The organism is Bradyrhizobium sp. USDA 4506 (genome assembly GCF_054058795.1).
The window spans coordinates 937835-961426 of record NZ_JBSSBM010000002.1; the positions used below are offsets into that span (position 1 = coordinate 937835).

23 protein-coding genes are annotated in these 23592 nt (G+C 65.0%); 21 read left to right on the top strand and 2 right to left on the bottom strand.

Annotation, left to right across the window (positions count from 1 at the left end; genetic code table 11):
• Positions 1-83 precede the first annotated feature (83 nt).
• From ACVIHF_RS06715 to ACVIHF_RS06740, 6 genes are all read left to right on the top strand, one after another.
• On the top strand, positions 84-332 hold the full coding sequence (locus tag ACVIHF_RS06715; RefSeq protein WP_253609664.1) for a DUF6489 family protein: 249 nt from the start codon (positions 84-86) through the stop codon (positions 330-332).
• An 8-nt stretch (positions 333-340) separates the two neighbouring features.
• A complete protein-coding gene (locus ACVIHF_RS06720) occupies positions 341-1132 on the top strand; it encodes an alpha/beta hydrolase (protein ID WP_253609663.1) in 792 nt (263 codons plus the stop codon).
• A gap of 59 nt (positions 1133-1191) precedes the next feature.
• Positions 1192-2742 (top strand): WS/DGAT/MGAT family O-acyltransferase, encoded by a 1551-nt coding sequence (locus tag ACVIHF_RS06725; RefSeq protein WP_253609662.1) that lies wholly within the window; start codon positions 1192-1194, stop codon positions 2740-2742.
• Positions 2743-2754: 12 nt separating this feature from the next.
• Positions 2755-3750, top strand: a complete 996-nt coding sequence (locus ACVIHF_RS06730; RefSeq protein ID WP_253609661.1) for an alpha/beta fold hydrolase — start codon at positions 2755-2757, stop codon at positions 3748-3750.
• Between the two features lie 115 nt (positions 3751-3865).
• Positions 3866-7099 (top strand): bifunctional cytochrome P450/NADPH--P450 reductase, encoded by a 3234-nt coding sequence (locus tag ACVIHF_RS06735; RefSeq protein ID WP_253609660.1) that lies wholly within the window; start codon positions 3866-3868, stop codon positions 7097-7099.
• Positions 7100-7233: 134 nt separating this feature from the next.
• A complete protein-coding gene (locus ACVIHF_RS06740) occupies positions 7234-7908 on the top strand; it encodes a spermidine synthase (protein ID WP_253609659.1) in 675 nt (224 codons plus the stop codon).
• Between the two features lie 65 nt (positions 7909-7973).
• On the opposite strand, the gene ACVIHF_RS06745 is transcribed toward ACVIHF_RS06740, so the two are convergent.
• A complete protein-coding gene (locus tag ACVIHF_RS06745) occupies positions 7974-8438 on the bottom strand; it encodes a nuclear transport factor 2 family protein (protein WP_253609658.1) in 465 nt (154 codons plus the stop codon).
• A 219-nt stretch (positions 8439-8657) separates the two neighbouring features.
• Positions 8658-9578 (bottom strand): alpha/beta fold hydrolase, encoded by a 921-nt coding sequence (locus ACVIHF_RS06750; protein WP_253609657.1) that lies wholly within the window; start codon positions 9576-9578, stop codon positions 8658-8660.
• A gap of 178 nt (positions 9579-9756) precedes the next feature.
• On the opposite strand from ACVIHF_RS06750, the gene ACVIHF_RS06755 reads away from it, so the two are divergent.
• The 15 genes from ACVIHF_RS06755 (at position 9757) to iaaH (ending at position 23523) form a co-directional block, all read left to right on the top strand.
• Positions 9757-10140, top strand: coding sequence for a hypothetical protein (locus ACVIHF_RS06755; RefSeq protein WP_057017659.1), 384 nt, complete (start codon positions 9757-9759; stop codon positions 10138-10140).
• Entirely contained in the window at positions 10137-11219 is a 1083-nt protein-coding gene (locus ACVIHF_RS06760) for a PHA/PHB synthase family protein (RefSeq protein ID WP_253609656.1), read from the top strand. The genes ACVIHF_RS06755 and ACVIHF_RS06760 overlap by 4 nt, the downstream gene beginning before the upstream one ends.
• A 26-nt stretch (positions 11220-11245) precedes the next feature.
• Complete coding sequence (locus ACVIHF_RS06765) at positions 11246-11842, top strand: GNAT family N-acetyltransferase (RefSeq protein WP_225647966.1); 597 nt, start codon at positions 11246-11248, stop codon at positions 11840-11842.
• 181 nt (positions 11843-12023) lie between these two features.
• Complete coding sequence (locus ACVIHF_RS06770; protein WP_253609655.1) at positions 12024-12500, top strand: phasin; 477 nt, start codon at positions 12024-12026, stop codon at positions 12498-12500.
• Positions 12501-12737: 237 nt separating this feature from the next.
• Entirely contained in the window at positions 12738-14021 is a 1284-nt protein-coding gene (locus tag ACVIHF_RS06775; RefSeq protein ID WP_253609654.1) for a DUF445 domain-containing protein, read from the top strand.
• 189 nt (positions 14022-14210) lie between these two features.
• Positions 14211-14981, top strand: coding sequence for an esterase/lipase family protein (locus ACVIHF_RS06780; RefSeq protein WP_253609653.1), 771 nt, complete (start codon positions 14211-14213; stop codon positions 14979-14981).
• A 204-nt stretch (positions 14982-15185) separates the two neighbouring features.
• The gene (gene paaX, locus ACVIHF_RS06785; protein WP_253609652.1) at positions 15186-16055 is read left to right on the top strand and encodes a phenylacetic acid degradation operon negative regulatory protein PaaX; all 870 of its coding nucleotides are present in this window, start codon (positions 15186-15188) and stop codon (positions 16053-16055) included.
• Positions 16056-16131: 76 nt separating this feature from the next.
• On the top strand, positions 16132-17124 hold the full coding sequence (gene paaA, locus ACVIHF_RS06790; protein WP_092083264.1) for a 1,2-phenylacetyl-CoA epoxidase subunit PaaA: 993 nt from the start codon (positions 16132-16134) through the stop codon (positions 17122-17124).
• Between the two features lie 12 nt (positions 17125-17136).
• Positions 17137-17424, top strand: coding sequence for a 1,2-phenylacetyl-CoA epoxidase subunit PaaB (paaB, locus tag ACVIHF_RS06795; RefSeq protein WP_016842890.1), 288 nt, complete (start codon positions 17137-17139; stop codon positions 17422-17424).
• Positions 17425-17567: 143 nt separating this feature from the next.
• Complete coding sequence (gene paaC, locus ACVIHF_RS06800) at positions 17568-18344, top strand: 1,2-phenylacetyl-CoA epoxidase subunit PaaC (protein WP_253609651.1); 777 nt, start codon at positions 17568-17570, stop codon at positions 18342-18344.
• On the top strand, positions 18338-18841 hold the full coding sequence (gene paaD / locus ACVIHF_RS06805) for a 1,2-phenylacetyl-CoA epoxidase subunit PaaD (RefSeq protein WP_253609650.1): 504 nt from the start codon (positions 18338-18340) through the stop codon (positions 18839-18841). Before paaC ends, paaD begins: the two co-directional genes overlap by 7 nt.
• Positions 18842-18969: 128 nt before the next feature.
• Positions 18970-20049: a 1,2-phenylacetyl-CoA epoxidase subunit PaaE gene (gene paaE, locus ACVIHF_RS06810; protein ID WP_253609649.1), complete on the top strand. Its 1080-nt coding sequence runs from the start codon at positions 18970-18972 to the stop codon at positions 20047-20049.
• Positions 20050-20225: 176 nt separating this feature from the next.
• Entirely contained in the window at positions 20226-20681 is a 456-nt protein-coding gene (gene paaI / locus ACVIHF_RS06815) for a hydroxyphenylacetyl-CoA thioesterase PaaI (RefSeq protein WP_057017660.1), read from the top strand.
• A gap of 20 nt (positions 20682-20701) precedes the next feature.
• A complete protein-coding gene (gene paaK / locus ACVIHF_RS06820) occupies positions 20702-22033 on the top strand; it encodes a phenylacetate--CoA ligase PaaK (RefSeq protein ID WP_253609648.1) in 1332 nt (443 codons plus the stop codon).
• A 32-nt stretch (positions 22034-22065) separates the two neighbouring features.
• Entirely contained in the window at positions 22066-23523 is a 1458-nt protein-coding gene (gene iaaH / locus ACVIHF_RS06825) for an indoleacetamide hydrolase (protein ID WP_253609647.1), read from the top strand.
• The last annotated feature ends 69 nt before the right edge of the window (positions 23524-23592 follow it).

A 23592-nucleotide genomic window follows, 5' to 3' on the forward strand; every position in this document is an offset into this window, starting at 1 on the left:
CCGGGGCAGGTACGGCTCGCTTGCGCAACTCGCCCCGTCCCGGCGATACTGTGGCGGGCCAAGGCGCATTTGAGGAGGCGGATATGAAAGTCAACGTCGAGATAGATTGTACGCCCCTCGAAGCGCGGCAATTCTTCGGCCTGCCCGATGTGGGGCCGATGCAGGCGGCGGTGATGGACAAGCTGCAGCAGCAGATGACGTCGAACATCGAGAAGATTTCGCCGGAATCGCTGATGCAGAGCTGGTTCACCTTCGATCCCAAGCTCGCCGAGCGCTTCCAGGACATGTTCGTGGCGATGGCCGGCTTCGGCGGCACGAGCAAGAAGAAATAGTGACCGACATGGACAGGAGCGTTGATGGGACCGAACGCCGGTTGCGCCCGCCGAGCCTGTTCCTGATGCTGGCGGAGGCGCGCGGCGTGCTCGAACTCAATTCGAGCCTGCTGCTGTCGCCCCTCCTGATGCAGGCGCCGAAGGGCGATGGTCATCCGGTGCTGGCACTGCCGGGCTTCCTTGCCAGCGACCTGTCGATGGCGCCGATGCGGCGCTATCTGAAGGAGCTCGGCTACGACGCCTATGCCTGGAACATGGGCCGCAATTTCGGTGGGATTTCCAGCAGGCGGGCTGCGCTGCGCGACCTGCTGAAGCGGGTCCATGAGGCGTCGGGGCGCAAGGTCTCGATCATCGGCTGGAGCCTCGGCGGCGTCTATGCGCGCGACTTGGCGTCGCAGATGCCGGAGCTGGTGCGCTCCATCATCACGCTGGGCAGCCCGTTCGCCGACGACATCCGCGCCACCAATGCGACGCGGCTCTATGAGCTGTTGTCCGGCGAAGGTGTCGACGACATCCCTGAGATCCGCACCGCGATCGCCGGCGACATGCCGGTGCCGACGACCTCGATCTATTCCCGCACCGATGGCATCGTGAACTGGCGGACCTCGCGCGTGCGGCCGTCGGCCACCGCCGAGAACATCGAGGTGCATTTCGCCAGCCATATCGGCCTCGGCGTCAATCCCGCGGCGCTGTGGGCGATTGCGGACCGGCTGGCCCAGCCGGAAGGGGAATTCCGGCATTTTGACCGCTCGGGCCCCTTTGCCATTGCCTACGGGCCGGCAGAACAGGCACTATCCTGACCAAACGACGAGAAGCGCCGCCCAAGGCGCCCGCGTAAGTAGGCTCTCGGGAGGAGATCATGAGCGACGCCAAGAAGCTGTCCTCGCTGGACGCATCGTTTCTCTATCTGGAAACGCCGGAAATGCCGATGCATGTCGGCAGCATGGCGATCTTCCGCCTGCCCGACGGCTACAAGGGCGACTTCTTCGAGGAGTTCAAGGCGATGATCGCCTCGCGGCTGCACATCGCGCCGATCCTCAAGGCGCGGCTGCAGAAGGCGCCGCTCGACATCGATCACCCGTCCTGGGTCGAGGACGACCAGTTCGACATCGACCGTCACATCTTCCGCGCCAGCCTGCCGGCGCCGCGCGATCGCGCGACGCTGGAGCGTATCGTCGGCTGGATGCACGCCAAGCTGTTGAACCGCGCCCGCCCGCTCTGGGAGTTCTACGTCTTCGAGGGCATGAAGGACAACGAGATCGGGCTCTATTCCAAGATGCACCATGCCTGCATCGACGGCGGCGCCGGTGCGGCGCTGACCAGCATGATCTACGATCTGACGCCGGTGCCGCGCGAGATCGAGCCGCCGAGCGCGAAGAAGGTCGCGCAGGAACCGCGCGACATCGCGGCCAATCTGATCGATGCCTATCAGCAACTCTGGACCCAGCCGTTCGAGGCGGCCGCCGCCGCGCAGAAGAGCCTGGAGCTGCCGCGTTCCGGCAAGAGCGACCTCGGCTCGATCCTGTTCGACAACGCCATGTTCCAGATCGAAAGCGCGGTGAAGTTCGCCGGCTCCATGCCGACGGTCATGAAGAGCCTGTCCGACGTCGTCGCCAAGGTCGCCGATCCGAGATCGCGCGAAAGCCTGCAGGCGATGTCCTCGCCGCCGACCATCCTCAACAAGGCGATCTCGTCCGAACGCAGCTTTGCCGGCACCTCGATCTCGCTGTCGCGTGCCAAGGCTCTGGCGAAGGCGTCCGGCGGCAAGCTCAACGACGTCGTGCTGGCGCTCGCCTCCGGCGTGGTGCGGCGCTATCTGATCAGCCAGGGCGCGCTGCCGAACAAGTCGCTGACGGCAGGTGTTCCGATCTCGCTGCGCGAGGAGGGCAATGCCGAATCCAACAACCAGGTGTTCGGCATGATCTGCTCGATCGCAACCGACATCGAGGACCCAAGGAAGCGGCTGGAAACCATCATCGCGCAGTCGACCAAGTCCAAGGAGATGTCGCATCCGCTGCGCGCTCTGGTGCCGCAGGTCACCAACATCTCGCTGCTGGGCGCGCCGATCCTGGTGCAGATCCTGGCGCTGCTCTACAGCCGTTCCGACCTCTCCAACGTGCTGCCGCCGGCCACCAACATCACGGTCTCGAACGTGCCGGGGCCGCGGCAGACGCTGTATGCGGCGGGTGCCGAGCTGCTGCACATCTTCCCGGTTTCGATCTCGACCCACGGCGTGGCGCTCAACATCACCGTGCAGAGCTACCGCGATCAGCTCGATTTCGGCTTCATCGTGGGCGCCAACATCATTCCCCACGTGCAGGTGATGTGCGACATGCTGCCGCTCGAGTTCGATGTACTCGAGGCGGCGTTCGCTCCCCCGCCTGCGGACATCAAGGGCGCAGCTGAATAAGGATCCCGGTCGATGATTGAAATGCCACCGCTGCAGTTCGCCGAGACGAACGGCATCCGCATGAGGTTTTATGAAGCAGGCCCCAAGACCGACACGCCGCCGGTGGTGCTGTGCCACGGCTGGCCTGAACTGGCGTTCTCCTGGCGCCACCAGATCAAGGCGCTGGGCGAGGCCGGCATCCGGGTGATTGCGCCGGATCAGCGCGGCTATGGCGCGACCGACCGGCCGGAGCCGGTCGAGGCCTACGACATGGAGCACCTGACCGGCGACCTCGTCGGCCTGCTCGACCATCTCAAGATCGACAAGGCCATCTTCGTCGGGCACGACTGGGGCGGCTTTGTCGTCTGGCAGATGCCGCTCAGGCATCATCAGCGGGTCGCCGGCGTCGTCGGCGTCAACACGCCGCATTGGGACCGTGCGCCAATGGATCCGATCGCGCTGTTTCGCCAGCGCTTCGGCGATCACATGTACATCGTCCAGTTCCAGGATCCGGCGCGCGAGCCCGACCGCATCTTCGGCAGCCGCGTCGAGCAGACCTTCGACGCCTTCATGCGCAAGCCGGTGCCACGTCCGGCGGACGCGCCACCCGAACAGCCGATCGCCGGCGTTGGCGCCTCGGCGCGGCTCAACCTGGCGTTTCCGCAGATGATCGCGAACTACGACGCCAAGCATGACCCGCGCAAGCCGATCCTGTCCGCGGACGAGAAAAAGGTGTTCGTCGACACCTTCACCAAGACCGGCTTCACCGGCGGCATCAACTGGTATCGCAATTTCACCCGCAACTGGGAGCGCTCGGCCGGGCTGGACCATCACGTCCGGGTGCCGTCGCTGATGATCATGGCCGAGAACGACGCGGTGCTGCCGCCCTCGGCCGCCGACGGCATGGAGCGGCTGGTGCCGGACCTCGAGAAGTACCTGGTCAAGGACAGCGGCCATTGGACGCAGCAGGAAAAGCCTGACGAAGTCAGCGCGAAGCTGATCGAATGGCGCAGAAAGCGGTTTGGGTGACGATGACGTCGTCATTCCGGGGCGATGCGCAGCATCGAACCCGGAATCTCGAGATTCCGGGTCTGGTCCTTCGGACCATCCCGGAATGACTGAGGTTAGAGGGGGCACTTCGAAAATGGCGTCCGGCAACAGACTGAGTCCGATTCCGCATCCGCCGACGAAGCCGGTGGTCGGCAACATGCTGTCGCTGGACTCGACCGCGCCGGTGCAGCATCTCGTCAAGCTCTCCAAGGAGCTCGGACCGATCTTCTGGCTCGACATGATGGGCGCGCCGCTCGTGATCGTGTCCGGTCACGATCTCGTCGACGAGCTCTCCGACGAGAAGCGCTTCGACAAGGCCGTGCGCGGCTCGCTGCGCCGGGTCCGCGCGGTCGGCGGCGACGGCCTGTTCACCGCCGACACCAAGGAGCCGAACTGGAGCAAGGCGCACAACATCCTGATGCAGCCGTTCGGCAACCGCGCCATGCAGTCGTACCACCCGAGCATGGTCGACATCGCCGAGCAGCTGGTCAAGAAATGGGAGCGCCTCAACGCCGACGAGGAGATCGAGGTCGTCCACGACATGACGGCGCTCACCCTCGACACCATCGGCCTCTGCGGCTTCGACTACCGCTTCAACTCGTTCTACCGCCGCGACTACCACCCGTTCGTGGAATCGCTGGTGCGCTCGCTCGAAACCATCATGATGACCCGCGGCCTGCCGCTCGAGGGTCTGTGGATGCAGAAGCGGCGCAAGACGCTCGCCGACGACGTCGCCTTCATGAACAAGATGGTCGACGAGATCATCGCCGAGCGGCGCGGCAGCACCGCCGCGACCGACGACAAGAAGGACATGCTGGCGGCGATGATGACCGGCGTCGACCGCGCCACCGGCGAGCAGCTCGACGACGTCAACATCCGCTACCAGATCAACACCTTCCTGATCGCCGGCCACGAGACCACCAGCGGCCTGTTGTCGTGCACGATCTACGCGCTGCTGAAGCACCCGGAGGTGCTGAAGAAGGCCTATGAGGAGGTCGATCGCGTCCTCGGTCCCGACGTCAATGCGCGGCCAACCTATCAGCAGGTGACCCAACTCACCTACATCACGCAATGCCTGAAGGAGGCGCTGCGGCTGTGGCCGCCGGCGCCGGCCTACGGCATCGCGCCGCTCAACGATGAGATGATCGGCGGCAAGTACAAGCTGAAGAAGAACACCTTCATCACCATCCTGGTGATGGCGCTGCACCGCGATCCCAGCGTCTGGGGCCCGAACCCCGACGTGTTCGATCCCGAGAATTTCAGCCGCGAGGCGGAGGCCAAGCGCCCGATCAACGCCTGGAAGCCGTTCGGCAACGGCCAGCGCGCCTGCATCGGCCGCGGCTTTGCCATGCACGAGGCGGCGCTGGCGATCGGGATGATCCTGCAGCGCTTCAAGCTGATCGACGTGCATCGTTACCAGATGCATCTGAAGGAGACGCTGACGGTCAAGCCGGATGGCTTCAGGATCAAGGTACGGCCGCGCGACGACAAGGACCGCGGCGCGTTCGCCGGCAGCACGGGCGCGGTTGCGGCCGCGCCAAAGGCGCCGCGCGCGCCGACCACGCGCCCCGGCCACAACACGCCGATGCTGGTGCTGTACGGCTCCAATCTCGGCTCCGCCGAGGAGCTGGCGACCCGCATGGCCGATCTGTCCGAGATCAACGGCTTCGCGACGCGGCTGGGCCCGCTGGACGATTATGTCGGCAAGCTGCCGGAGGAGGGCGGCGTGCTGATCATCTGCGCCTCCTATAATGGCGCGGCGCCCGACAACGCGACGCAGTTCGTCAAATGGCTCGAGAGCGACCTGCCGAAGGATGCCTTCGCCAAGGTCCGCTACGCGGTGTTCGGCTGCGGCAACAGCGATTGGGCCGCGACCTACCAGTCGGTGCCGCGTTTCATCGACGAGCAGCTCACCAAGCATGGCGCACGCGCCGTCTATCCGCGCGGCGAGGGCGATGCGCGCAGCGATCTCGACGGCCAGTTCCAGAAATGGTTCCCGGAGGCGGCCAAGGTCGCGACCAAGGAATTCGGCATCGACTGGAATTTCACCCGCACCGCCGAGGACGAGCCGCTCTATGCGATCGAGCCGGTGGCGCAGGGTGCGGTCAACACCATCGTGACGCAAGGCGGCGCGGTGCCGATGAAGGTGCTCGCCAACAGCGAGCTGCAGACCAAGGCAGGCGCTCATCCGTCGGAGCGTTCGACCCGGCATATCGAGGTCGAGCTGCCGACCAGCCTGAAATATCGCGTCGGCGATCATCTCAGCGTGGTGCCGCGCAACGATCCGACCCTGGTCGATTCCGTTGCGCGCCGCTTCGGCTTCCTGCCGGCCGACCAGATCCGTCTGCAGGTCTCAGAAGGCCGCCGCGCGCAATTGCCGGTCGGCAACGCCGTGTCGGTCGGACGGCTGCTCACCGAGTTCGTCGAGCTGCAACAGGTCGCGACCCGCAAGCAGATCCAGATCATGGCCGAGCACACCCGCTGCCCGGTGACCAAACCGAAGCTGATGGCCTATGTCGGCGACGACGATGCCTCGGCCGCGCGCTATCGCGCCGAGGTGCTGGCCAAGCGCAAATCGGTGTTTGACCTGCTCGAGGAATATCCGGCTTGCGAGCTGCCGTTCCACCTCTATCTCGAAATGCTGTCACTGCTGGCGCCGCGCTATTATTCGATCTCGTCGTCTCCGGCCGGCGAGGCGCAGCGCTGCAGTGTCACCGTGGGCGTGGTGGAGGCGCCGGCAAGTTCCGGCCGCGGCATCTACAAGGGCGTGTGCTCGAACTATCTGGCGCGCCGCCGCGCCGGCGACACCGTCCACGCCACCATCAAGGAGACCAAGGCAGGCTTCCGCCTGCCCGATGATAATGCCGTGCCGATCATCATGATCGGGCCGGGCACCGGGCTCGCACCGTTCCGCGGCTTCCTGCAGGAGCGCGCCGCGCGCAGGGCGCAGGGCGCGACGCTGGGGCCGGCGATGCTGTTCTTCGGCTGCCGGCATCCTGAGCAGGATTTCATCTATGCGGATGAGCTGAAGGCGTTCGCAGCCGACGGCGTCAGTGAACTCCACACCGCCTTCTCGCGCGCCGACGGCCCGAAGACCTATGTGCAGCACCTCGTCGCCGCGCAGAAGGACCGGGTCTGGGAGCTGATCCAGAAGGGCGCGATCGTCTATGTCTGCGGCGACGGCGGCAGGATGGAGCCCGACGTCAAGGCGACCTTGATCTCGATCTATCGCGAGCGCACCGGTGTCGACACCGACGCCGCCGCGCGCTGGATCGAGGAAATGGGCACCAGGAACCGCTACGTGCTCGACGTCTGGACAGGCGGCTAGGCTCACGCCTTCGTAGCCCGGATGAAGCGAAGCGTAATCCGGGACAGCGTCTTATGCGGACGGGGCAGACCCCGGATTTCGCTTCGCTCCATCCGGGCTACGGCAGAGGTGCCGGCCATGTTACAAGCCGCCGCATGATTCCATGGGAAAAGATCGATACCGCGCGCATTCCCGGAACCGAGGGTGAATTGCGTCTGATGCGGCGAGGCCGCGAATTCTCGATCATGCTAGGCACCAACGAGCTGATGAACAGCCGCCTGTCGGGCTCGGAAGAGGCGTTGGCGACGCTTGCCGCGAAGAAGATCGAGAAGGTCGCACGGCCGCATTTTCTGATCGGCGGCCTCGGCATGGGCTTTACGCTGCGGGCCGCGCTCGCCGTGCTCGGACCCGAGGCGCGGATCACGGTGGCCGAGCTGGTGCCGGCGGTCGTTGCCTGGGCGCGAGGTCCGATGGCGGAGATTTTCGGCGACAGCCTGAACGATCCGCGCGTGAGCATCCGGGAGGAGGATGTTGCCAGCGTGATCGACCGCCAGCCGCTCGGCTTCGATGCCATCCTGCTCGACGTCGATAACGGGCCTGAAGGCCTGACCCGCAAGGCCAATGACGCGCTGTATGATGTCTCCGGGCTCAAGATCGCACACGCGGCATTGCGGCGCGGCGGCGTGCTTGCGGTCTGGTCGTCCGGTCCGAACGCCAAGTTCCCGAAATCGCTGACTCGTGCCGGGTTCGCGGTCAACGAAATTGCCCTCCGCGCCACCGGCCGGGGCCGCGGAGTCCGCCACGTGATCTGGATCGCGGTCAAGGACTAGCCGGCGTCCCGGCGCGCTCGCCAGCCTGATCATGTCAGTGGCTGAACACAAGCCATCACGATGCCTTAGAACATCGTGTTGCTGTTGGCGGGATTCTCCGGAACGGGCTGCGCCACGTCCCAGTGCTCGACGATCTTGCCGTCCTCGAGCTTGAAGATGTCGACGATCGCATTGCCGCGGGTGCCGGGCTCGCGCACGGCGTGGACGTGCAGGATCACGTAGTCGCCGTCGACGAATGAGCGCTTGATCTCGCTGTGCGAGTTCGGAAACTTCTCGCGCAGGAAGCCGATGAACTTGCGGAATCCTTCGGGGCCGTCGGCCGCGCCGGGATTGTGCTGCACATAGCGGTTGCCGACATAGGCGAGCGCTGCGTCGGCGTCCTTCTGGTTCAACCCCTTCTCGTAGAACGCCAGCACGGCCTTGCGGTTGGCTTCCTGCTGCGCGTCGCTGGCAGCCGCCATTGCCGATGAAGACGCGAGCGCGAGGAGGAGAGCGGCGACGGCTGTCTGTGGCCGGAGGATGGTCTTCATCTGGTTGCTCCCGGTGGCTGATGGCGCGCAACCCGCGCGATGCATCGCGCTGTCTACCGCCTTCGCGCGGGCGCCGGAAGAACGCACTCCCGGCTCACATGGTTACCGGAAGATACCGGAGCCCCGTTCCGATTGAAACGGGACGGGGCTCTCGATTTTGGCTTTGGGGCGTTTTCTTCACGCGAACCGGGATCCACTTCGCTCGAAAACGCTCTGGCCTCACGCCGCCTTCGCCGCCGCGCCATGCGCGTGCTTGTCGATGGCGTCGATGATCTGCGGCCACATCGGAATTGGCAGGGCGTGGCCCATGCCCTCGATCATCACAAGCTTCGCGCCCGGAATCGAGACCGCGGTGTCCTTGCCGCCTTCGGGATGCACCAGCGGATCGATGGTGCCGTGGATCACCAGCGTCGGCGCTTTGACGCCGCGCAGCCGCTCCTTGCGGCTGCCGGAGGCGAGAATGGCGCGGAGCTGGCGGCCGACGCCCTCCGGATTGAGGCCGCGCTCATAGGTGCGCCGCGCGCGTTCGGGATCGAGCGCCTCGTCCTCGGGAAACGAGCCGTTGCGCAGAACTTTCCAGGTCTGCCCGAAGCGGACGAAATACTCTTCCTTGCTCTTCGGCGGCGGCGCCATCAGCACCGCGGTCGCCTCGCGGGTCGGCCCCGGGATCTTTGGATTGCCCGTGGTCGACATGATCGAGGTCAGCGAGCGCACGCGCTCGGGAAAGGTGATCGCAACCTCCTGCGCGATCATGCCGCCCATCGATGCACCGACCAGATGCGCGGTGCGGATGCCGAGCGCATCCATCAGCCCGATCGTATCCCTCGCCATGTCGGCCAGCTTGTAGGGCGCTGCGACCGGGATCTTCAGGAAGCGGAGCTTGAGCAGTTCGAGCGCGGTCAGCCGCTTGCCGCCGCTCAGGCGGGAGGATTTTCCGATATCCCTGTTGTCGAATCGGATGACGTGAAAACCGCGCGCGGCGAGCTGGCGGCAGAACTCGTCGTCCCAATGGATCATCTGGGCGCCGAGGCCCATGATCAGGAGCAGCGGCTCGGCATTCGCATCGCCAAACATCTCGTAGCAGATGTCGATGCCATTGGCGCGGATGATCTGCGGCGGCTGATGGGCGAGCGTGGTCACGGGCGTCCCCTGCTGGTGTCGCGGTCAGGAACCTCTATGCCACGGATTGACGCAGCGCAGAAGAGCCTCGGCGTCGCTGGTCGCGCCGCGCAGTTGACCGATCAGCAGCAACAGTGTCGTATGGCAGAAACAAATGGAAGCGCGGCAAGCGCTCGAAATTGGTGTGGAGGAGCGCCGCATGGCCGACAAGGGCAACGACCCTGCCGTGATCTGGCAGACGATGATTGGCGAGATGGAGAAGGGGTTCAACTCCTTCGGCAACCAGCTCATGAGCTCGCCGGAATTTTCCAAGGCGATGAACCAGGCCGGCGGCGTTGCGGCCGGCGCGCAGAAGCAGCTCGGCGAGCTGATGGAGAAATATCTGCTGGCGATGAACCTGCCGAGCCGCGCCCAGCTCGTCGGCATGGCGGAGCGCCTGCAATCGATGGAGAACCAGCTCAACGAGATCAAGACGCTGCTGCAGCAGGTGCACCACAATTCGCTGGCGCCGGACGACGGCCACGGCGCAACGCCGCGGCCACCGCGCACCAAGCAGCCGCCAGCGGAGGGAGGCAGCAAATGAATGCTCCCACCCCCTTTGATTTCGCCTCGATCTCCGAGCGGGTCCAGTCCGAGGTGCAGCGCGCGATCCAGCGCAGCATCAAGGGCGTCGAGTATTTCTCGAGCTCCGGCCCGTCGCTCGGCTCGACGCCGAAGGACGTGCTGTATTCGCGCGGCACCATGAACCTCTATCACTACCGGCCGCTGGCCAGCGAAGTCTATCGCGTGCCGGTGCTGATCGTGATGGCGACCACCAACCGCGGCTACATCCTCGACCTGGTGCCGGGGCAGAGCTTCATCGAGTTCCTGCTCAAGCGTGGCTTCGACGTCTACATGCTGGACTGGAGTGCGCCGAAGCCCGAGGAAAAATCGCTTCGCATGGAGGATTACGTCCTCGACTTCATCCCGGAATCGGTCCGCCGCGTACAGCAGGATTCCGGCGAAAAGGAAGTCTCGGTGATCGGCTATTGCTTCGGCGGCGTGCTGTCGCTGCTGTATGGCTCGATCTTCAACGACGGGCCGATGAAGAATCTGATCTGCTTCACCACGCCGATCGATTTCCGCGAGATGAAGCTGTTCTCGAATTTCGCCGACCGCCGCTATTTCGACGTCGACCGGCTGATCGACAGCACCGGCAACATGCCGCCCGAACTGATCCTGCAATCGTTCGACATGTTGCGGCCGGCCGCGCGTGTCGTCGGCCAGATCCAGCTCTGGGACAACATCTGGAACGACGAGTTCGTCAAGTCGTACCGGATGTTCGATCGCTGGGCGACCGACACGCTGCCGCTCGCGGGCGAATATTTCCGCGCCATCACCAAGGACCTGATGTGGGACAACAAGCTCTACAACGACACCATGACGGTCGGCGGCCGCGAGGCGAAGCTTGCCGACATCAAGGTGCCGATCCTGCACGCGGTCGCCGAGCACGACCACATCGTGCCGTATGATGCGGCAAAGCATCTGATCACCAAGATCGGCTCCGAGGACAAGGAGGAGGTGATGCTGAAAGGCGGTCACGTCTCGCTGGTCGCCGGCGCCAATGCAATCAAGCGGCTGTGGCCGAAACTGGACTCCTGGTTGAGCAAGAGATCGACCTAAGAAGGGTCGACTTGAGAGAGATCGACATGACCGAACAACGTTCCTATCCGCGCCGCGTCAAGACCGAGGCGGGCGACATCGAGTTTCGCCTGATGATTCGGGACCACGAGGCCGCGGTGCTGGCCTTCGCGCAAAAGCTGCCGACGCATGATCTCTTGTTCCTGCCGCGCAATATCAGCCAGCCGAAGGTGCTGTCGGCCTGGATCAACGAGATCGAGCGCGGCGACATCACGAGCCTGCTCGCGATCAAGGACGGCAAGGTGGTCGGCTGCGGCACCCTGGTGCGCGATCCGCATTCCTGGTCGCCGCATGTCGGCGAGATCCGGATGGTGGTGTCGCTCGACGTGCGCGGGCAGGGCGTCGGCCGGGCATTGTCGCAGGAGACCTTCGCCATCGCGCTCGGTGCCGGGCTGGAGAAGTTCTCGGTGCAGATGACCGTCGACCAGCGGGCGGCGATCGCGCTGTTCGAGAGCCTCGGCTTCAAGGCGGAGGCCCTGCTGCGCGACCATGTCCGCGACGTCGAGGGCAAGACCCACGACATCGTCGTGTTGGGGCACAATGTGGCTCAGGTCCGGGCCCAAATGGAGGCTTACGGGGTGTCCGACGCGGTCGGAGGTAATTAGAAACCTCATTCTGCTGGTTCTCTAGGCAATCTGCCGGATCTTCGTGCTGTTCACAGGTTTGTGATATCGCGCCGCAACATCGATGTTGCGGTGCACCATGAGGTGTGTCATAACACCGTTGCCCCGGGCCAAACCGGACGGGGTGAGCCCATAGCTCAAACCTGAGGATGGAGAGACCCCAATGACCACCGAAACCAATTCCGTGCTGAACGGCGTCAAGGAAGCCTTCGCGCCCGTCACCGAGGCGTTCACCAAGCTTCAGAACCTGGAAGTTCCGGAAGCCGCCCGTGAGTTCGTGAAGAAGCAGGCCGAGGCGGCCAAGACCCGCGCTGCCGATGCCTATGCCGGCTCGGAGAAGGTGACCAACGTGATCGAGTCCGCTGTTGCCGGTTCGGTGACCGAAGCCGCCAAGATCAGCCGCAACATCCAGCAGGCGATCTACCAGGACGCCGAGGCGTTCTTCGCTGGTATCGACAAGCTCGCGTCCGCCAAGTCGCTGAGCGAAGCCGCCCAGATCCAGTCGGAGCTGGCCCGTGCGCGTGGCGAACTGTTCGTCTCGCGGGCGAAGGCCACCACCGAGTATCTCGGCAAGCTCGTCACCGACGGTGCGAAGACCGCGCAGGACAACTTCGCCAAGGTCTACGGCAAGACCGCCTGATCGCGGCCGCGCTGACCAACTGCCCTTTTCGAAGGCCCGCCATTTTGCGGGCCTTCTTTTTTGGCGGTGTCCTTCATAGCTCATGTGTCCACCGTCATTCCGGACGACGCGAAGCGGCGATCCGGAATCTCGAGATTCCCCGGTGCGCAATTGCGCACCTGAGGTTCGTGCTTCGCACGCCCCGGAATGACGGCGGTGAGCCATGCTATGCTTCGTTCGTCACCCCCGCGAAACCACATGACCCTTCCCGCCGCCCTCATCGCAACGCCAGTCGACGTCGAACGCGCCGCCGAGCTGCGGCGCGTCAAGTGGCTGGCGACCGGCGTGCTGGCGGCAACCTTCGTCATCTTCATCGCAGCGAAAGCGCTGCTGCCGGTGCATCCGGTGTTCGGTTTCATCGCTGCATTTGCCGAGGCCGCAACCATCGGCGGGCTCGCCGACTGGTATGCCGTCGTCGCCTTGTTCAAGCGGCCGCTCGGCCTGCCGATCCCGCACACCGCGATCATCCAGAGCAATCAGGCGCGCATCGCCGAGAAGCTCGGCGAGTTCATCGAGAACAACTTTTTGGAATCCGGGCCGGTCGAGGCCAAGCTGCGCGAGATCGATTTCGGTTCGTTCATCGCCGACTGGCTGCGCGACCGCAAACGTTCCGAGGATCTCGCCCGCTTCGTGCTGCGGATGCTGCCCGAGGCATTCGCGGCGACCGAGAGCTCGGGGTTGATGCAGTTCATCAGCCGCCGCGTCACGACGCAGGTGCTCTCGATCGACCTCGCGCCGCTTGCGGCCGGCGCGCTGCGCGGCTTCGTGCAGGAGGGCAAGCATGGCGGCCTGCTCGACGACATCCTGCGCGTGCTGCACCAGACGCTGACGCAGCAGGAGACCATGGCCGTGATCCGCGACAAGGTCCGCGCCGAGATGCCGACGCTGCTCAGGCTCTATCGTGCAGACAAGTTCGTGGTGAACCGGATCATCGCGTCCGCCACGAAATTCTTCGAGGAAGTGCGCAACGACCCGCAGCATCCGTTCCGCGGCGAATTCGACCGCATGCTGCTGTCCTTTGTCGACCGGCTCGGCAGCGACAAGGCGTTCGCCGATCGCATCGATGGTCTCAAGCGCGATTTGATGGCGCGGCCCGAGCTTGCCAATCTCGGGCGCACCATCTGGGCCAACGTCAAGGACTTCATCGAACGCAGCGCCTCGGGCGAGTCGCAGGTGCTGCAGCATCAGCTGGCGCGAATGTTGGTCGAGGCCGGCGACGCGCTCGACGGCGACGCCGATCTGCGCGGCGAGATCAATCAGGGCCTGGTGGCCATCCTGCGCACCGTCGTCGCCGAGCAGAAGAGCGGCGTCTCGGGCTTTATCGCCGACCAGATGAAGAGCTGGGACATGGAGCAGCTGATCTCCCTGATCGAGGTCAATGTCGGCAAGGACCTGCAATACATCCGCTTCAACGGCGCGCTGATCGGCGGGCTTGCCGGGCTTGCGCTTTACACCCTGGAGTACACGCTGCGGCTGCTGTGACCGATTGGGCACGAAAGTCACTTTAGTTGTGGCAAGTGTGACCTGGACCGCTTGCACGAAAGTGTCCGGTTCCCTAGCTTTTCAGGACAGATTGTTGCGTTGCGGAACGATTCCGCCGGGTTTGCGTCAATTCCGTTGACCATTCTCGTTGGTCCCATTGCCGGCGGTCCTGCCGGAAGAGGAGCTGAAATGTCCGTTGCTGCGCAGACGCTACGCCCGCCGTCCAGGACGCTGATGTTTCTGGAAGGCCGCGCCATTCATGAGCTCGGCGCCTTTCTTGGTGCATTGCCGCTGCTCAGCCTCGCGCCGCGCGGCGATGGGCATCCGGTGCTGGTGCTGCCGGGGCTGATCGCTTCCGACATGTCGACCCGGCCGCTGCGCGACTTTCTCAGGAGCAAGGGCTACGCCGTCAGCGGCTGGCGCCAGGGCCGCAATCTCGGGCTTCGCGCCGGCGTGCAGGACGGGATGATCGAGCTGCTGCAGCAGATGAATGAAACGACCGGCCGCAAGGTCTCGGTGGTGGGCTGGAGCCTCGGCGGCCTCTATGCGCGCCAGCTCGCCAAGATGATGCCGGAGCGCGTGCGCCAGGTGATCACGCTCGGCAGCCCGTTTGCCGCCGGCCCGAAGTCGACCAACGCCTGGCGCGTCTATGAGATGGCCAGCGGCCGGCGCGCCGATGAAGAGGATTCGCGTTTCGGCGGCTCGCTCGCCAGCGCGCCGCCGGTGCCGACCACCGCGATCTTCAGCCGCACCGACGGCGTCTGCGCCTGGCAGGGCTGCCGCGAGCAGGCCTCGTCGATGACCGACAGCATCGAGGTCGAGAGCAGCCATTGCGGCATGGGTCATCACCCGGCCGTGGTCTACGCGGTCGCCGATCGCCTCGCGCAGAAGGAAGGCGAGTGGGCGCCGTTCGATCGCAGCGGCTGGCGCAGCATCGTCTATCCGGATCCCAATCGCTGACTTGCTTGCCTCGCCCCGCTTGCGGGGAGAGGCCGGATCGCATGAAGCGCAGCGCAATGCGATCCGGGTGAGGGGGAGTCTCCACGAGCGCAACTCGCACCGTGATTGCGGAGAGCCCCCTCATCCCGACCTTCTCCCTGCACGCGGGGAGAAGGAGAAGAACCCGCATTGTCGTGAATCGACAAAACGCGCTATGCGTTGGGCATGCCACAGCCGCTTGCCCGCATCGTCGATCAGCTGAAGCGCGAGCCGTCACGCACCGGCTCGATCATCATCACCGTGTTCGGAGATTCCATCGTGCCGCGCGGCGGCTCGGTGTGGCTCGGCACGCTGCTCGAATTCTTCAAGTCGCTCGACATCGACGGCAATGTGGTGCGCACCGCGATGTCGCGGCTCGCCGCCGACGGCTGGCTCGAGCGCAACAAGGTCGGCCGCAACAGTTTTTATCGGCTGAACGCCAAGGGCCGGCAGACCTTCGACACCGCGACGCGGCACATCTACGATCCGCCGCCGTCGGACTGGACCGGCCGCTTCGAGCTGTTGTTGATCGGCAATGCCGAGGACCGCGACGCCGCGCGCGAGGCATTGAAGAATGCCGGCTTCGGCAGCCCGCTGCCCGGCGTGTGGGTCGCGCCGTCGGGCGTGCCGATCCCCGATGAAGCGTCGCGTGCGATCCGGCTCGAAGTCTCCGCGGAAGATGACAGCGGACGCCGGCTGCTCAGCGAAAGCTGGCCGCTCGACCGCACCGCGGACGCCTATCTGAAGTTCATGAAGACGTTCGAGCCGCTGCACGGCTCAATCATCCGCGGCGAGACGCTGAGCGACGCCGACGCCTTCACCGCGCGCATTCTCTTGATCCACCATTACCGCCGCGTCGTGCTGCGCGATCCGCTGCTGCCTTATCAGCTGCTGCCGAAGGATTGGCCGGGCAGGGCGGCGCGCAAACTCTGCGGCGAGATCTATCGCGGGCTGCTTTCGCCGTCGGAACAATGGCTTGACGACCACGCAACCAACGAGGACGGGCCGCTGCCGAAGTCCAACGGGGCGGTGGCGCGCCGTTTCGAGGGCGCCTGAATATATTACAAAAATATCTTGCATTTGGAAATTTATGTTATATATTCCTACCTAACAACACATTGGGAGGTCGGCCATGTACACGCAGGCGCTCAACTCATCCGACGGCGACGATCGCGGCGTCGAGGATGTCGCCCGTGCCAGTCAGTTCCAGGCCCGCATCGATGCCGACGAGCGCATCGAGCCGAACGACTGGATGCCCGCCGCCTACCGCAAGACGCTGACGCGGCAGATTTCCCAGCACGCCCATTCCGAAATCGTCGGCATGCTCCCCGAGGGCAACTGGATCACCCGCGCGCCGTCGCTGCGCCGCAAGGCCGCGCTGCTCGCCAAGGTGCAGGACGAATGCGGCCACGGCCTCTATCTCTACGCCGCCGCCGAGACGCTCGGCACCTCGCGCGAGGAGCTGGTCGACGCGATGCTATCGGGCAAGGCGAAATATTCCTCGATCTTCAATTATCCGACGCTGACCTGGGCCGACATCGGCACCATCGGCTGGCTGGTCGACGGCGCGGCGATCATGAACCAGATCCCGCTGTGCCGCTGCTCCTACGGCCCCTATGCGCGCGCGATGATCCGCGTCTGCAAGGAGGAATCGTTCCACCAGCGCCAGGGCTTTGAGATCATGGTGACGCTGTGCCGCGGCACCGCGGAGCAGAAGGCGATGGCGCAGAACGCGCTCGATCGCTGGTGGTGGCCGGTGCTGATGATGTTCGGTCCGCCGGACCAGGTCAGCCAGCACAGCGACACCTCGACCAAATGGAAGATCAAGCGCTTCTCCAATGATGAGCTGCGCCAGAAATTCATCGACGCCACCGTGCCGCAGGCCGAGTTCCTCGGATTGACGATCCCCGATCCCGGCATGAAGCAGAACGCAAACGGCAATTGGGAACACAGCCCGATCGACTGGGACGAATTCAAGCAGGTGCTGGCAGGCAACGGCCCCTGCAACCGCGATCGTCTCGCCGCGCGCCGCAAGGCACATGAGGAGGGCGCCTGGGTGCGCGAGGCCGCGATGGCCTATGCCGAGAAGCGCAAGCGCCGCCAGCTCGCGCAAGCCGCAGAATAAGGGAGCGCCGCCATGGCCACGCCGAACGTTCCGCTCTGGGAAGTCTTCATCCGCAGCCGCAATGGGCTGGCGCACAAGCATGTCGGCTCGCTGCACGCGGCCGATGCGACGCTGGCGCTGCAGGCCGCGCGCGACATCTACACCCGCCGCGGCGAGGGGTTGTCGATCTGGGTGGTGCCCTCGAACGCGATCACCGCGTCCGATCCGTCCGAGAAGGGCATGATGTTCGAGCCGGCGGAATCCAAGATCTACCGTCACCCGACCTTCTACGACGTCCCCGACGAAGTCGGGCACATGTGAATTTCACCCGTCATGGTGAGGAGGCGCGCAGCGCCGTCTCGAACCATGACGCCCGATCGTAACCGCGGCCATCCTTCGAGACGCCTGCTGCGCAGGCTCCTCAGGATGACGTCGAGCAAGTGGATGCAGGTGGAATAGAGAACATGGCAACCGCCAACATCGAAGTCTCCGAAACGCCGCTGGTGCTCTACGCGCTGCGCCGCGCCGACGATGCGCTGATCCTCGGCCATCGGCTGTCCGAATGGTGCGGCCATGCGCCCGCCATGGAAGAGGACATGGCGCTCGCCAATATGGGCCTCGACCTGCTCGGTCAGGCCCGTGAGCTCTACAGCTACGCGGCCAAGGTCGAAGGCCGAGGCAACGACGAAGACAAGTTCGCCTATCTGCGCGACGTCAGGCAGTACCGCAATCTGCTGCTGGTCGAGCAGCCGAACGGCGACTTTGCCCGCACCATGGTGCGGCAGTTCTTCTACGCGGCATTTGCCGATCTCTACTGGCGCGCCATGATGGCCTCGTCCGATCCGACGTTTGCCGCGATCGCGGCGAAGTCGGAGAAGGAGAGTGCCTATCATGTCAGGCATTCGTCGGAATGGATCGTTCGCCTCGGCGACGGCACCGAGGAGAGCCATCGCCGCGCGCAGGATGCGATCGACGACCTCTGGGCCTATACCGGCGAGATGTTCACGATCGATGACGGCGAGCGCGGCCTGATCGATGCCGGCATCGCGATCGATCCCGCGGCGCTGCAGCCGCGCTGGCGGAAGACGGTCACCGGCATCATCAAAGAGGCGACGCTGTCGTTGCCGAAGAGCGATTGGATGCAGCAGGGCGGCCGCAGTGGCAGCCACAGCGAACATCTCGGCCATCTCCTCAGCGAGCTGCAATCGATGCAGCGGACCTTTCCGGGGGCAACATGGTGACCGTTGCGCTCAGCGATGCCGATCTGCGCCGGCGCGCCTGGAGCGCGGCCGCGCAGGTGGTCGATCCCGAGATCCCGGTGCTGACCATCGCCGATCTCGGCGTGCTGCGCGATGTCGCGGTCCACGACGGGCATGTCGAGGTCGCGATCACGCCGACCTATTCCGGCTGTCCCGCCATGAACATGATCGCGCTCGAGATCGAGCTCGCGCTGGAGCGTGAAGGCATTCATAAGCCGAAGGTCCGCACCGTGCTGGCGCCGGCCTGGACCACCGACTGGATGAGCGAGGACGGCCGCCGCAAGCTCAGGGAATACGGCATCGCGCCGCCGCTGCCGGGCTCCTCGCGCCGCGCGCTGTTCGGCGAGCAGCATGTGATGTGCCCGCAATGCAGCTCCGTTGATACCGAGCTGCTTTCCGAATTCGGCTCGACCTCCTGCAAGGCGCTGTGGCGCTGCAGGAGCTGCCGTGAACCCTTCGACTACTTCAAGTGTCATTGACTATGATGTCGTTATTTGCCGCCAAGGCCGTCATTGCGAGCGAAGCGAAGCAATCCATGGTTCGGCGTACGCTGAGCGATGGATTGCTTCGTCGCTTCGCTCCTCGCAATGACGGGGAGAGATAAGCGATGTCCCTTACGCCACGATTCCACCGCCTATCCGTTAGCGACCTTCGCCGCGAGGCGTCGGACGCGATCTCGATGACTTTTGCGATTCCTGACGATCTGCAAGGCGACTACCGTTTCACGCCCGGCCAGTATCTGACGCTGCGCACCACGATGGACGGCGAGGAGGTTCGCCGGTCCTATTCGATCTGCTCCGGTCCCGACGACGGCGAATTGCGCATCGCGGTGAAGAAGGTCGACGGCGGCGCATTCTCGAACTGGGCGGCCGAGGAATTGAAGACCGGCGACGAGCTCGACGTGATGACGCCGACCGGGCGTTTCGGCGTCGCCCACGCGCCGGGCGAGGCGCGGACCTATGTCGGCTTTGCCGCCGGCAGCGGCATCACGCCGATCCTCTCGATCATCAAGGGCGTGCTGGCGCGCGAGCCGGACAGCCGCTTCTTCCTGTTCTACGGCAATCGCTCGACCGAGGGCGTCATGTTCCGCGAGGCGCTGGAGGAGCTGAAGGACCGCTTCATGCAGCGGCTCTCGGTATTCCACGTCATCTCGGGCGAGGAGCAGGACATTCCGATCCTGCACGGCCGGCTCGACGGCGAGAAGGTGCGGGTGCTGCTGCGCTCGCTGGTGCCGGCTGCGACCGTCGATCACGTCTTCGTCTGCGGACCGGCCGCGATGAGCGAGACGATCGAGGCGACCTGCCGCGAGATCGGCATCGCCGACGAGCGTATCCATGTCGAACGCTTCGTGTCGGAATTCGGCGGCAAGCCGCGTCCGAAGGTCGTCGTTCCGGCCGGCGCGCCGCCCAAGGCGATTGCCGGGCTGATCATCGACGGCAAGCGCCGCGAGGTCCCGGTGGCCGACGGCGAGTCGATCCTCGACGCCGCGCTGCGCGCCGGCATGGACCTGCCGTTCGCCTGCAAGGGCGGCATGTGCTCGACCTGCCGCGCCAAGCTGGTCGAAGGCGAGGCGCCGATGGACCTGAATTATTCGCTGGAGCCGTGGGAGCTGAAGGCGGGGTTCATCCTCACCTGCCAGGCCAAGCCGTGCTCTGAGAAGGTCGTGGTCGACTACGACCACGTCTAGTTGTTGATTGTCATTCCGGGGCGCGAAGCGAACCCGGAATCTCGAGATTCCGGGTTCGCTGCTGCGCATCGCCCCGGAATGACGGAAGTAGCGTTGACGCCTCGTGCGTCGCGCCCAACACTGACGCTTGACACCAAGAGGCCCTCCGCAACGGGCCCGGGCACAGGGAGTTCGATGTGAACGTGAAGGCCACGCTATCGCCCGAGGACGTTGCCCGCGCCTGCGCGGACGCGATGTGGAAGGAAGACGACGCCAGCAAGGGCCTCGGCATGGAGCTCGTCGAGATCAGGCCGGGGCAGGCGGTGATGGCGATGACGGTGCAGCCGCACATGGTCAACGGCCAGCGCATCTGTCATGGCGGCTACATCTTCACGCTGGCCGATTCAGCCTTCGCCTTTGCCTGCAACAGCCGCAACGATCGCGCGGTGGCGGCGCAGGGCAACGTCACTTTCATCCGGCCCGGCAAGCTTGGCGACCGCCTGGTGGCGACCGCGCGCGAGATCTCGCGCAATGGCCGCTCGGGAATCTACGACGTGAGCGTGACCTCCGGCGACAGCGTGATCGCCGAATTCCGCGGGCATTCGCGCGTGATAGCGGGCACCTGGCTGCCCGACACGGACATCAAGGCATAAAGGCTTCAGGGGAAACGTCGATGGCAACGGCAAAGCTCAAGGTCAAGGACAGCGGTTATCACGCCGAGCTCGATGCGGCCGAGCGCGCCTCGCGCGACGAGATCATGGCGCTGCAGACCAGGCGGCTGGCCTGGTCGCTCAAGCATGCCTATGACAATGTCGCGCATTACAGGAAGGCGTTCGATGCCGCCGGCGTGCATCCGTCCGATTTCAGGCAGCTTCCCGATCTCGCCAAATTTCCGTTCACGGTGAAGACCGATCTGCGCGACAATTATCCCTTCAACATGTTCGCGGTGCCGCGCGAGCAGCTGGTGCGGGTCCATGCCTCCTCGGGCACGACCGGCAAGCCGATCGTGGTCGGCTACACCAAAGCCGACATCGACACCTGGGCGGACGTGATGGCGCGATCGATCCGCGCCGCCGGCGGCCGCACCGGCATGCTGATGCACAACGCCTATGGCTACGGCCTGTTCACCGGCGGCCTCGGCGCGCATTACGGCGCCGAGCGGCTGGGTTGCACGGTGATCCCGATCTCGGGCGGCATGACCGAGCGGCAGGTGCAGCTCATCAATGATTTCCGGCCCGACATCATCACGGTGACGCCGAGCTACATGCTGGCGATCCTCGACGAGTTCAAGCGGCAGGGCCTCGACCCGCGCAAATCGTCGCTCAAGTTCGGCATCTTCGGCGCCGAGCCCTGGACCAATGCGATGCGCGTCGAGATCGAGCAGGCGTTCGATATGGACGCCACCGACATCTATGGCCTGTCCGAGGTGATCGGTCCCGGCGTCGCGCAGGAATGCGTGGAGACCAAGGACGGCCTGCATATCTGGGAGGACCACTTCTACCCCGAGGTGATCGATCCCATGACTGGCAAGGTGCTGCCCGACGGCGAGAAGGGCGAGCTGGTGTTCACCTCGCTGACCAAGGAGGCCTTCCCGATCATCCGCTACCGCACCCGCGATCTGACGCGGCTGTTGCCCGGCACGGCGCGGCCCGGCATGCGGCGGATGGAGAAGGTGACCGGCCGCTCCGACGACATGATCATCCTGCGCGGTGTCAATGTGTTCCCGACCCAGATCGAGGAAGCGCTGCTGGCGACCGACTGGTGCGGCGGTCACTTTGTCATCGAGCTGACCCGTGAGGGCCGTATGGACGAGATGACGGTGCTCGCCGAAGCCCGGCCCGAGAGCTGGGACGGCGAGGGGCTGACTGCACACGCCGAGAAGGTCTCCGCCTTCATCAAGAACACGATCGGCATCTCCACCCGCGTCCGCGTCGTTGCGCCCGAGACGCTGGAGCGTTCGCTCGGCAAGGCGAAACGTGTTTACGACAAGCGGCCGAAAGAATAGCCTAATCCCTGCAATTCAACAGGGCGCAGGGTATGGCCGACACCAATGAAACGACCGCTGCGGAGATCCTGGCTGATATCCGCGCCGGCAAGGTAACGGCGGTCAGTGTCGTCGAGGCCGCGCTCGATCGTGCGGAGCGGCTCAAGCACCTCAACGCCTTCATCGTGCTGAACCGCGACGGCGCGCTTGCTGCGGCGCGCGAGGTCGATGCCGGGACGCGGACCGGCGTGCTGGCCGGGCTTCCGATCGTCGTGAAGGATAATATCAACACATCAGATCTGCCGACATCGGGCGGCACGCCGGCGCTGCAACACGCGCGGCCTGCGCGCAATGCGCCGTCGCTGCAAAAGCTGCTCGATGCGGGTGCCGTCGTCATCGGCAAGACCAATCTGCACGAGCTTGCCTTCGGCATCACCAGTACCAATCTCGCACCGTTCGCAGGACCGGTGCGGAATCCGTACGACACGAGCCGGATCCCGGGCGGGTCGTCCGGCGGAACGTCGGCGGCGATCGCCGCGCGCATCGCCACCTGTGGCCTCGGATCGGACACTGGCGGCTCGACCCGCGTGCCCGCGGCGTTGACCGGGACCGTGGGCCTTCGGCCTTCAGTCGGCGATGGCGGCGCCGAGCGGCGTTATCACGATGACAACCAGGTGGTTCCGATCAGCCATACCCGCGACACCGTCGGCCCGATGGGACGCACCGTCGCCGATGTCGCGCTGCTCGATGCCGTGATGACAGGCACGCCGCTGGCAACGAGCATCCCGCTACGCGGCGTGCGTCTCGGCATTCCCGCCTGTTTCTGGAGTGGCCTCGATCGCGATGTCGAAGCCGTCGCCCGCGCAGCCTGTGCCCGGCTCTCGGCGGCCGGCGCGGTGTTGGTCGATGTCGATATGCCCGATCTGTTTGAGCAGAACGGCAAGGTGTCCTTCGTGGTCGCGCTGCACGAACCGATCGCCGATATCCCGGCCTGGCTTGCCGCTTCAGGGATCGAGGGGATCACGCTGTCCGACATCGCGGCCGGCGTCGCCAGTCCTGATGTCGTCGGCGCATTCGGTGCCATCACGGCGGATGCGTTCGGCGCCGCCTATGATGATGCAATCAACGTGCAGCGGCCGGCGCTGCAGGCGATCTATGCCGCGTATCTCAGGGACAACAGGCTGGATGCGATCCTGTTTCCGACCACGGTCGCGCCTGCACCGGTCATCGACGAGAAGAATGGATCCGGCGAGATGTCGGTCAATGGCGGCGCGCCGGTGCCGACCTTCGGCACCATGATCCGCAACACCGATCCCGGCAGCAATGCCGGCCTTCCCGGGCTGTCGCTCTATGCCGGCATGACGTCCGATGGCCTGCCGGTTGGGCTCGAGCTCGACGGTCCGGTCGGAAGCGATGCCAGGCTGCTCGGGCTCGGCCTGTCGATCGAGGCGACCCTGGGCACGGCCCCGCCGCCGAAGCTCCGACACCGCCGGCCGCAACAAGCCCCTTGAATTGATCGGTCAGTCGATTAGTCATGACCGGAGGCCACTTGGCCGCCACCATCCGCGCGCTTCAACGGC

What these genes read in the sequence shown, in the direction of transcription:
- ACVIHF_RS06715 (WP_253609664.1), top strand. Translation starts at nt 84, where the DNA reads ATGAAAGTCAACGTCGAGATAGATTGTACGCCCCTCGAAGCGCGGCAA.
- ACVIHF_RS06720 (WP_253609663.1), top strand. Translation starts at nt 341, where the DNA reads ATGGACAGGAGCGTTGATGGGACCGAACGCCGGTTGCGCCCGCCGAGC.
- ACVIHF_RS06725 (WP_253609662.1), top strand. Translation starts at nt 1,192, where the DNA reads ATGAGCGACGCCAAGAAGCTGTCCTCGCTGGACGCATCGTTTCTCTAT.
- ACVIHF_RS06730 (WP_253609661.1), top strand. Translation starts at nt 2,755, where the DNA reads ATGATTGAAATGCCACCGCTGCAGTTCGCCGAGACGAACGGCATCCGC.
- ACVIHF_RS06735 (WP_253609660.1), top strand. Translation starts at nt 3,866, where the DNA reads ATGGCGTCCGGCAACAGACTGAGTCCGATTCCGCATCCGCCGACGAAG.
- ACVIHF_RS06740 (WP_253609659.1), top strand. Translation starts at nt 7,234, where the DNA reads ATGATTCCATGGGAAAAGATCGATACCGCGCGCATTCCCGGAACCGAG.
- ACVIHF_RS06745 (WP_253609658.1), bottom strand. Translation starts at nt 8,438, where the DNA reads ATGAAGACCATCCTCCGGCCACAGACAGCCGTCGCCGCTCTCCTCCTC.
- ACVIHF_RS06755 (WP_057017659.1), top strand. Translation starts at nt 9,757, where the DNA reads ATGGCCGACAAGGGCAACGACCCTGCCGTGATCTGGCAGACGATGATT.
- ACVIHF_RS06760 (WP_253609656.1), top strand. Translation starts at nt 10,137, where the DNA reads ATGAATGCTCCCACCCCCTTTGATTTCGCCTCGATCTCCGAGCGGGTC.
- ACVIHF_RS06765 (WP_225647966.1), top strand. Translation starts at nt 11,246, where the DNA reads ATGACCGAACAACGTTCCTATCCGCGCCGCGTCAAGACCGAGGCGGGC.
- ACVIHF_RS06770 (WP_253609655.1), top strand. Translation starts at nt 12,024, where the DNA reads ATGACCACCGAAACCAATTCCGTGCTGAACGGCGTCAAGGAAGCCTTC.
- ACVIHF_RS06775 (WP_253609654.1), top strand. Translation starts at nt 12,738, where the DNA reads ATGACCCTTCCCGCCGCCCTCATCGCAACGCCAGTCGACGTCGAACGC.
- ACVIHF_RS06780 (WP_253609653.1), top strand. Translation starts at nt 14,211, where the DNA reads ATGTCCGTTGCTGCGCAGACGCTACGCCCGCCGTCCAGGACGCTGATG.
- paaX (WP_253609652.1), top strand. Translation starts at nt 15,186, where the DNA reads ATGCCACAGCCGCTTGCCCGCATCGTCGATCAGCTGAAGCGCGAGCCG.
- paaA (WP_092083264.1), top strand. Translation starts at nt 16,132, where the DNA reads ATGTACACGCAGGCGCTCAACTCATCCGACGGCGACGATCGCGGCGTC.
- paaB (WP_016842890.1), top strand. Translation starts at nt 17,137, where the DNA reads ATGGCCACGCCGAACGTTCCGCTCTGGGAAGTCTTCATCCGCAGCCGC.
- paaC (WP_253609651.1), top strand. Translation starts at nt 17,568, where the DNA reads ATGGCAACCGCCAACATCGAAGTCTCCGAAACGCCGCTGGTGCTCTAC.
- paaD (WP_253609650.1), top strand. Translation starts at nt 18,338, where the DNA reads ATGGTGACCGTTGCGCTCAGCGATGCCGATCTGCGCCGGCGCGCCTGG.
- paaE (WP_253609649.1), top strand. Translation starts at nt 18,970, where the DNA reads ATGTCCCTTACGCCACGATTCCACCGCCTATCCGTTAGCGACCTTCGC.
- paaK (WP_253609648.1), top strand. Translation starts at nt 20,702, where the DNA reads ATGGCAACGGCAAAGCTCAAGGTCAAGGACAGCGGTTATCACGCCGAG.
- iaaH (WP_253609647.1), top strand. Translation starts at nt 22,066, where the DNA reads ATGGCCGACACCAATGAAACGACCGCTGCGGAGATCCTGGCTGATATC.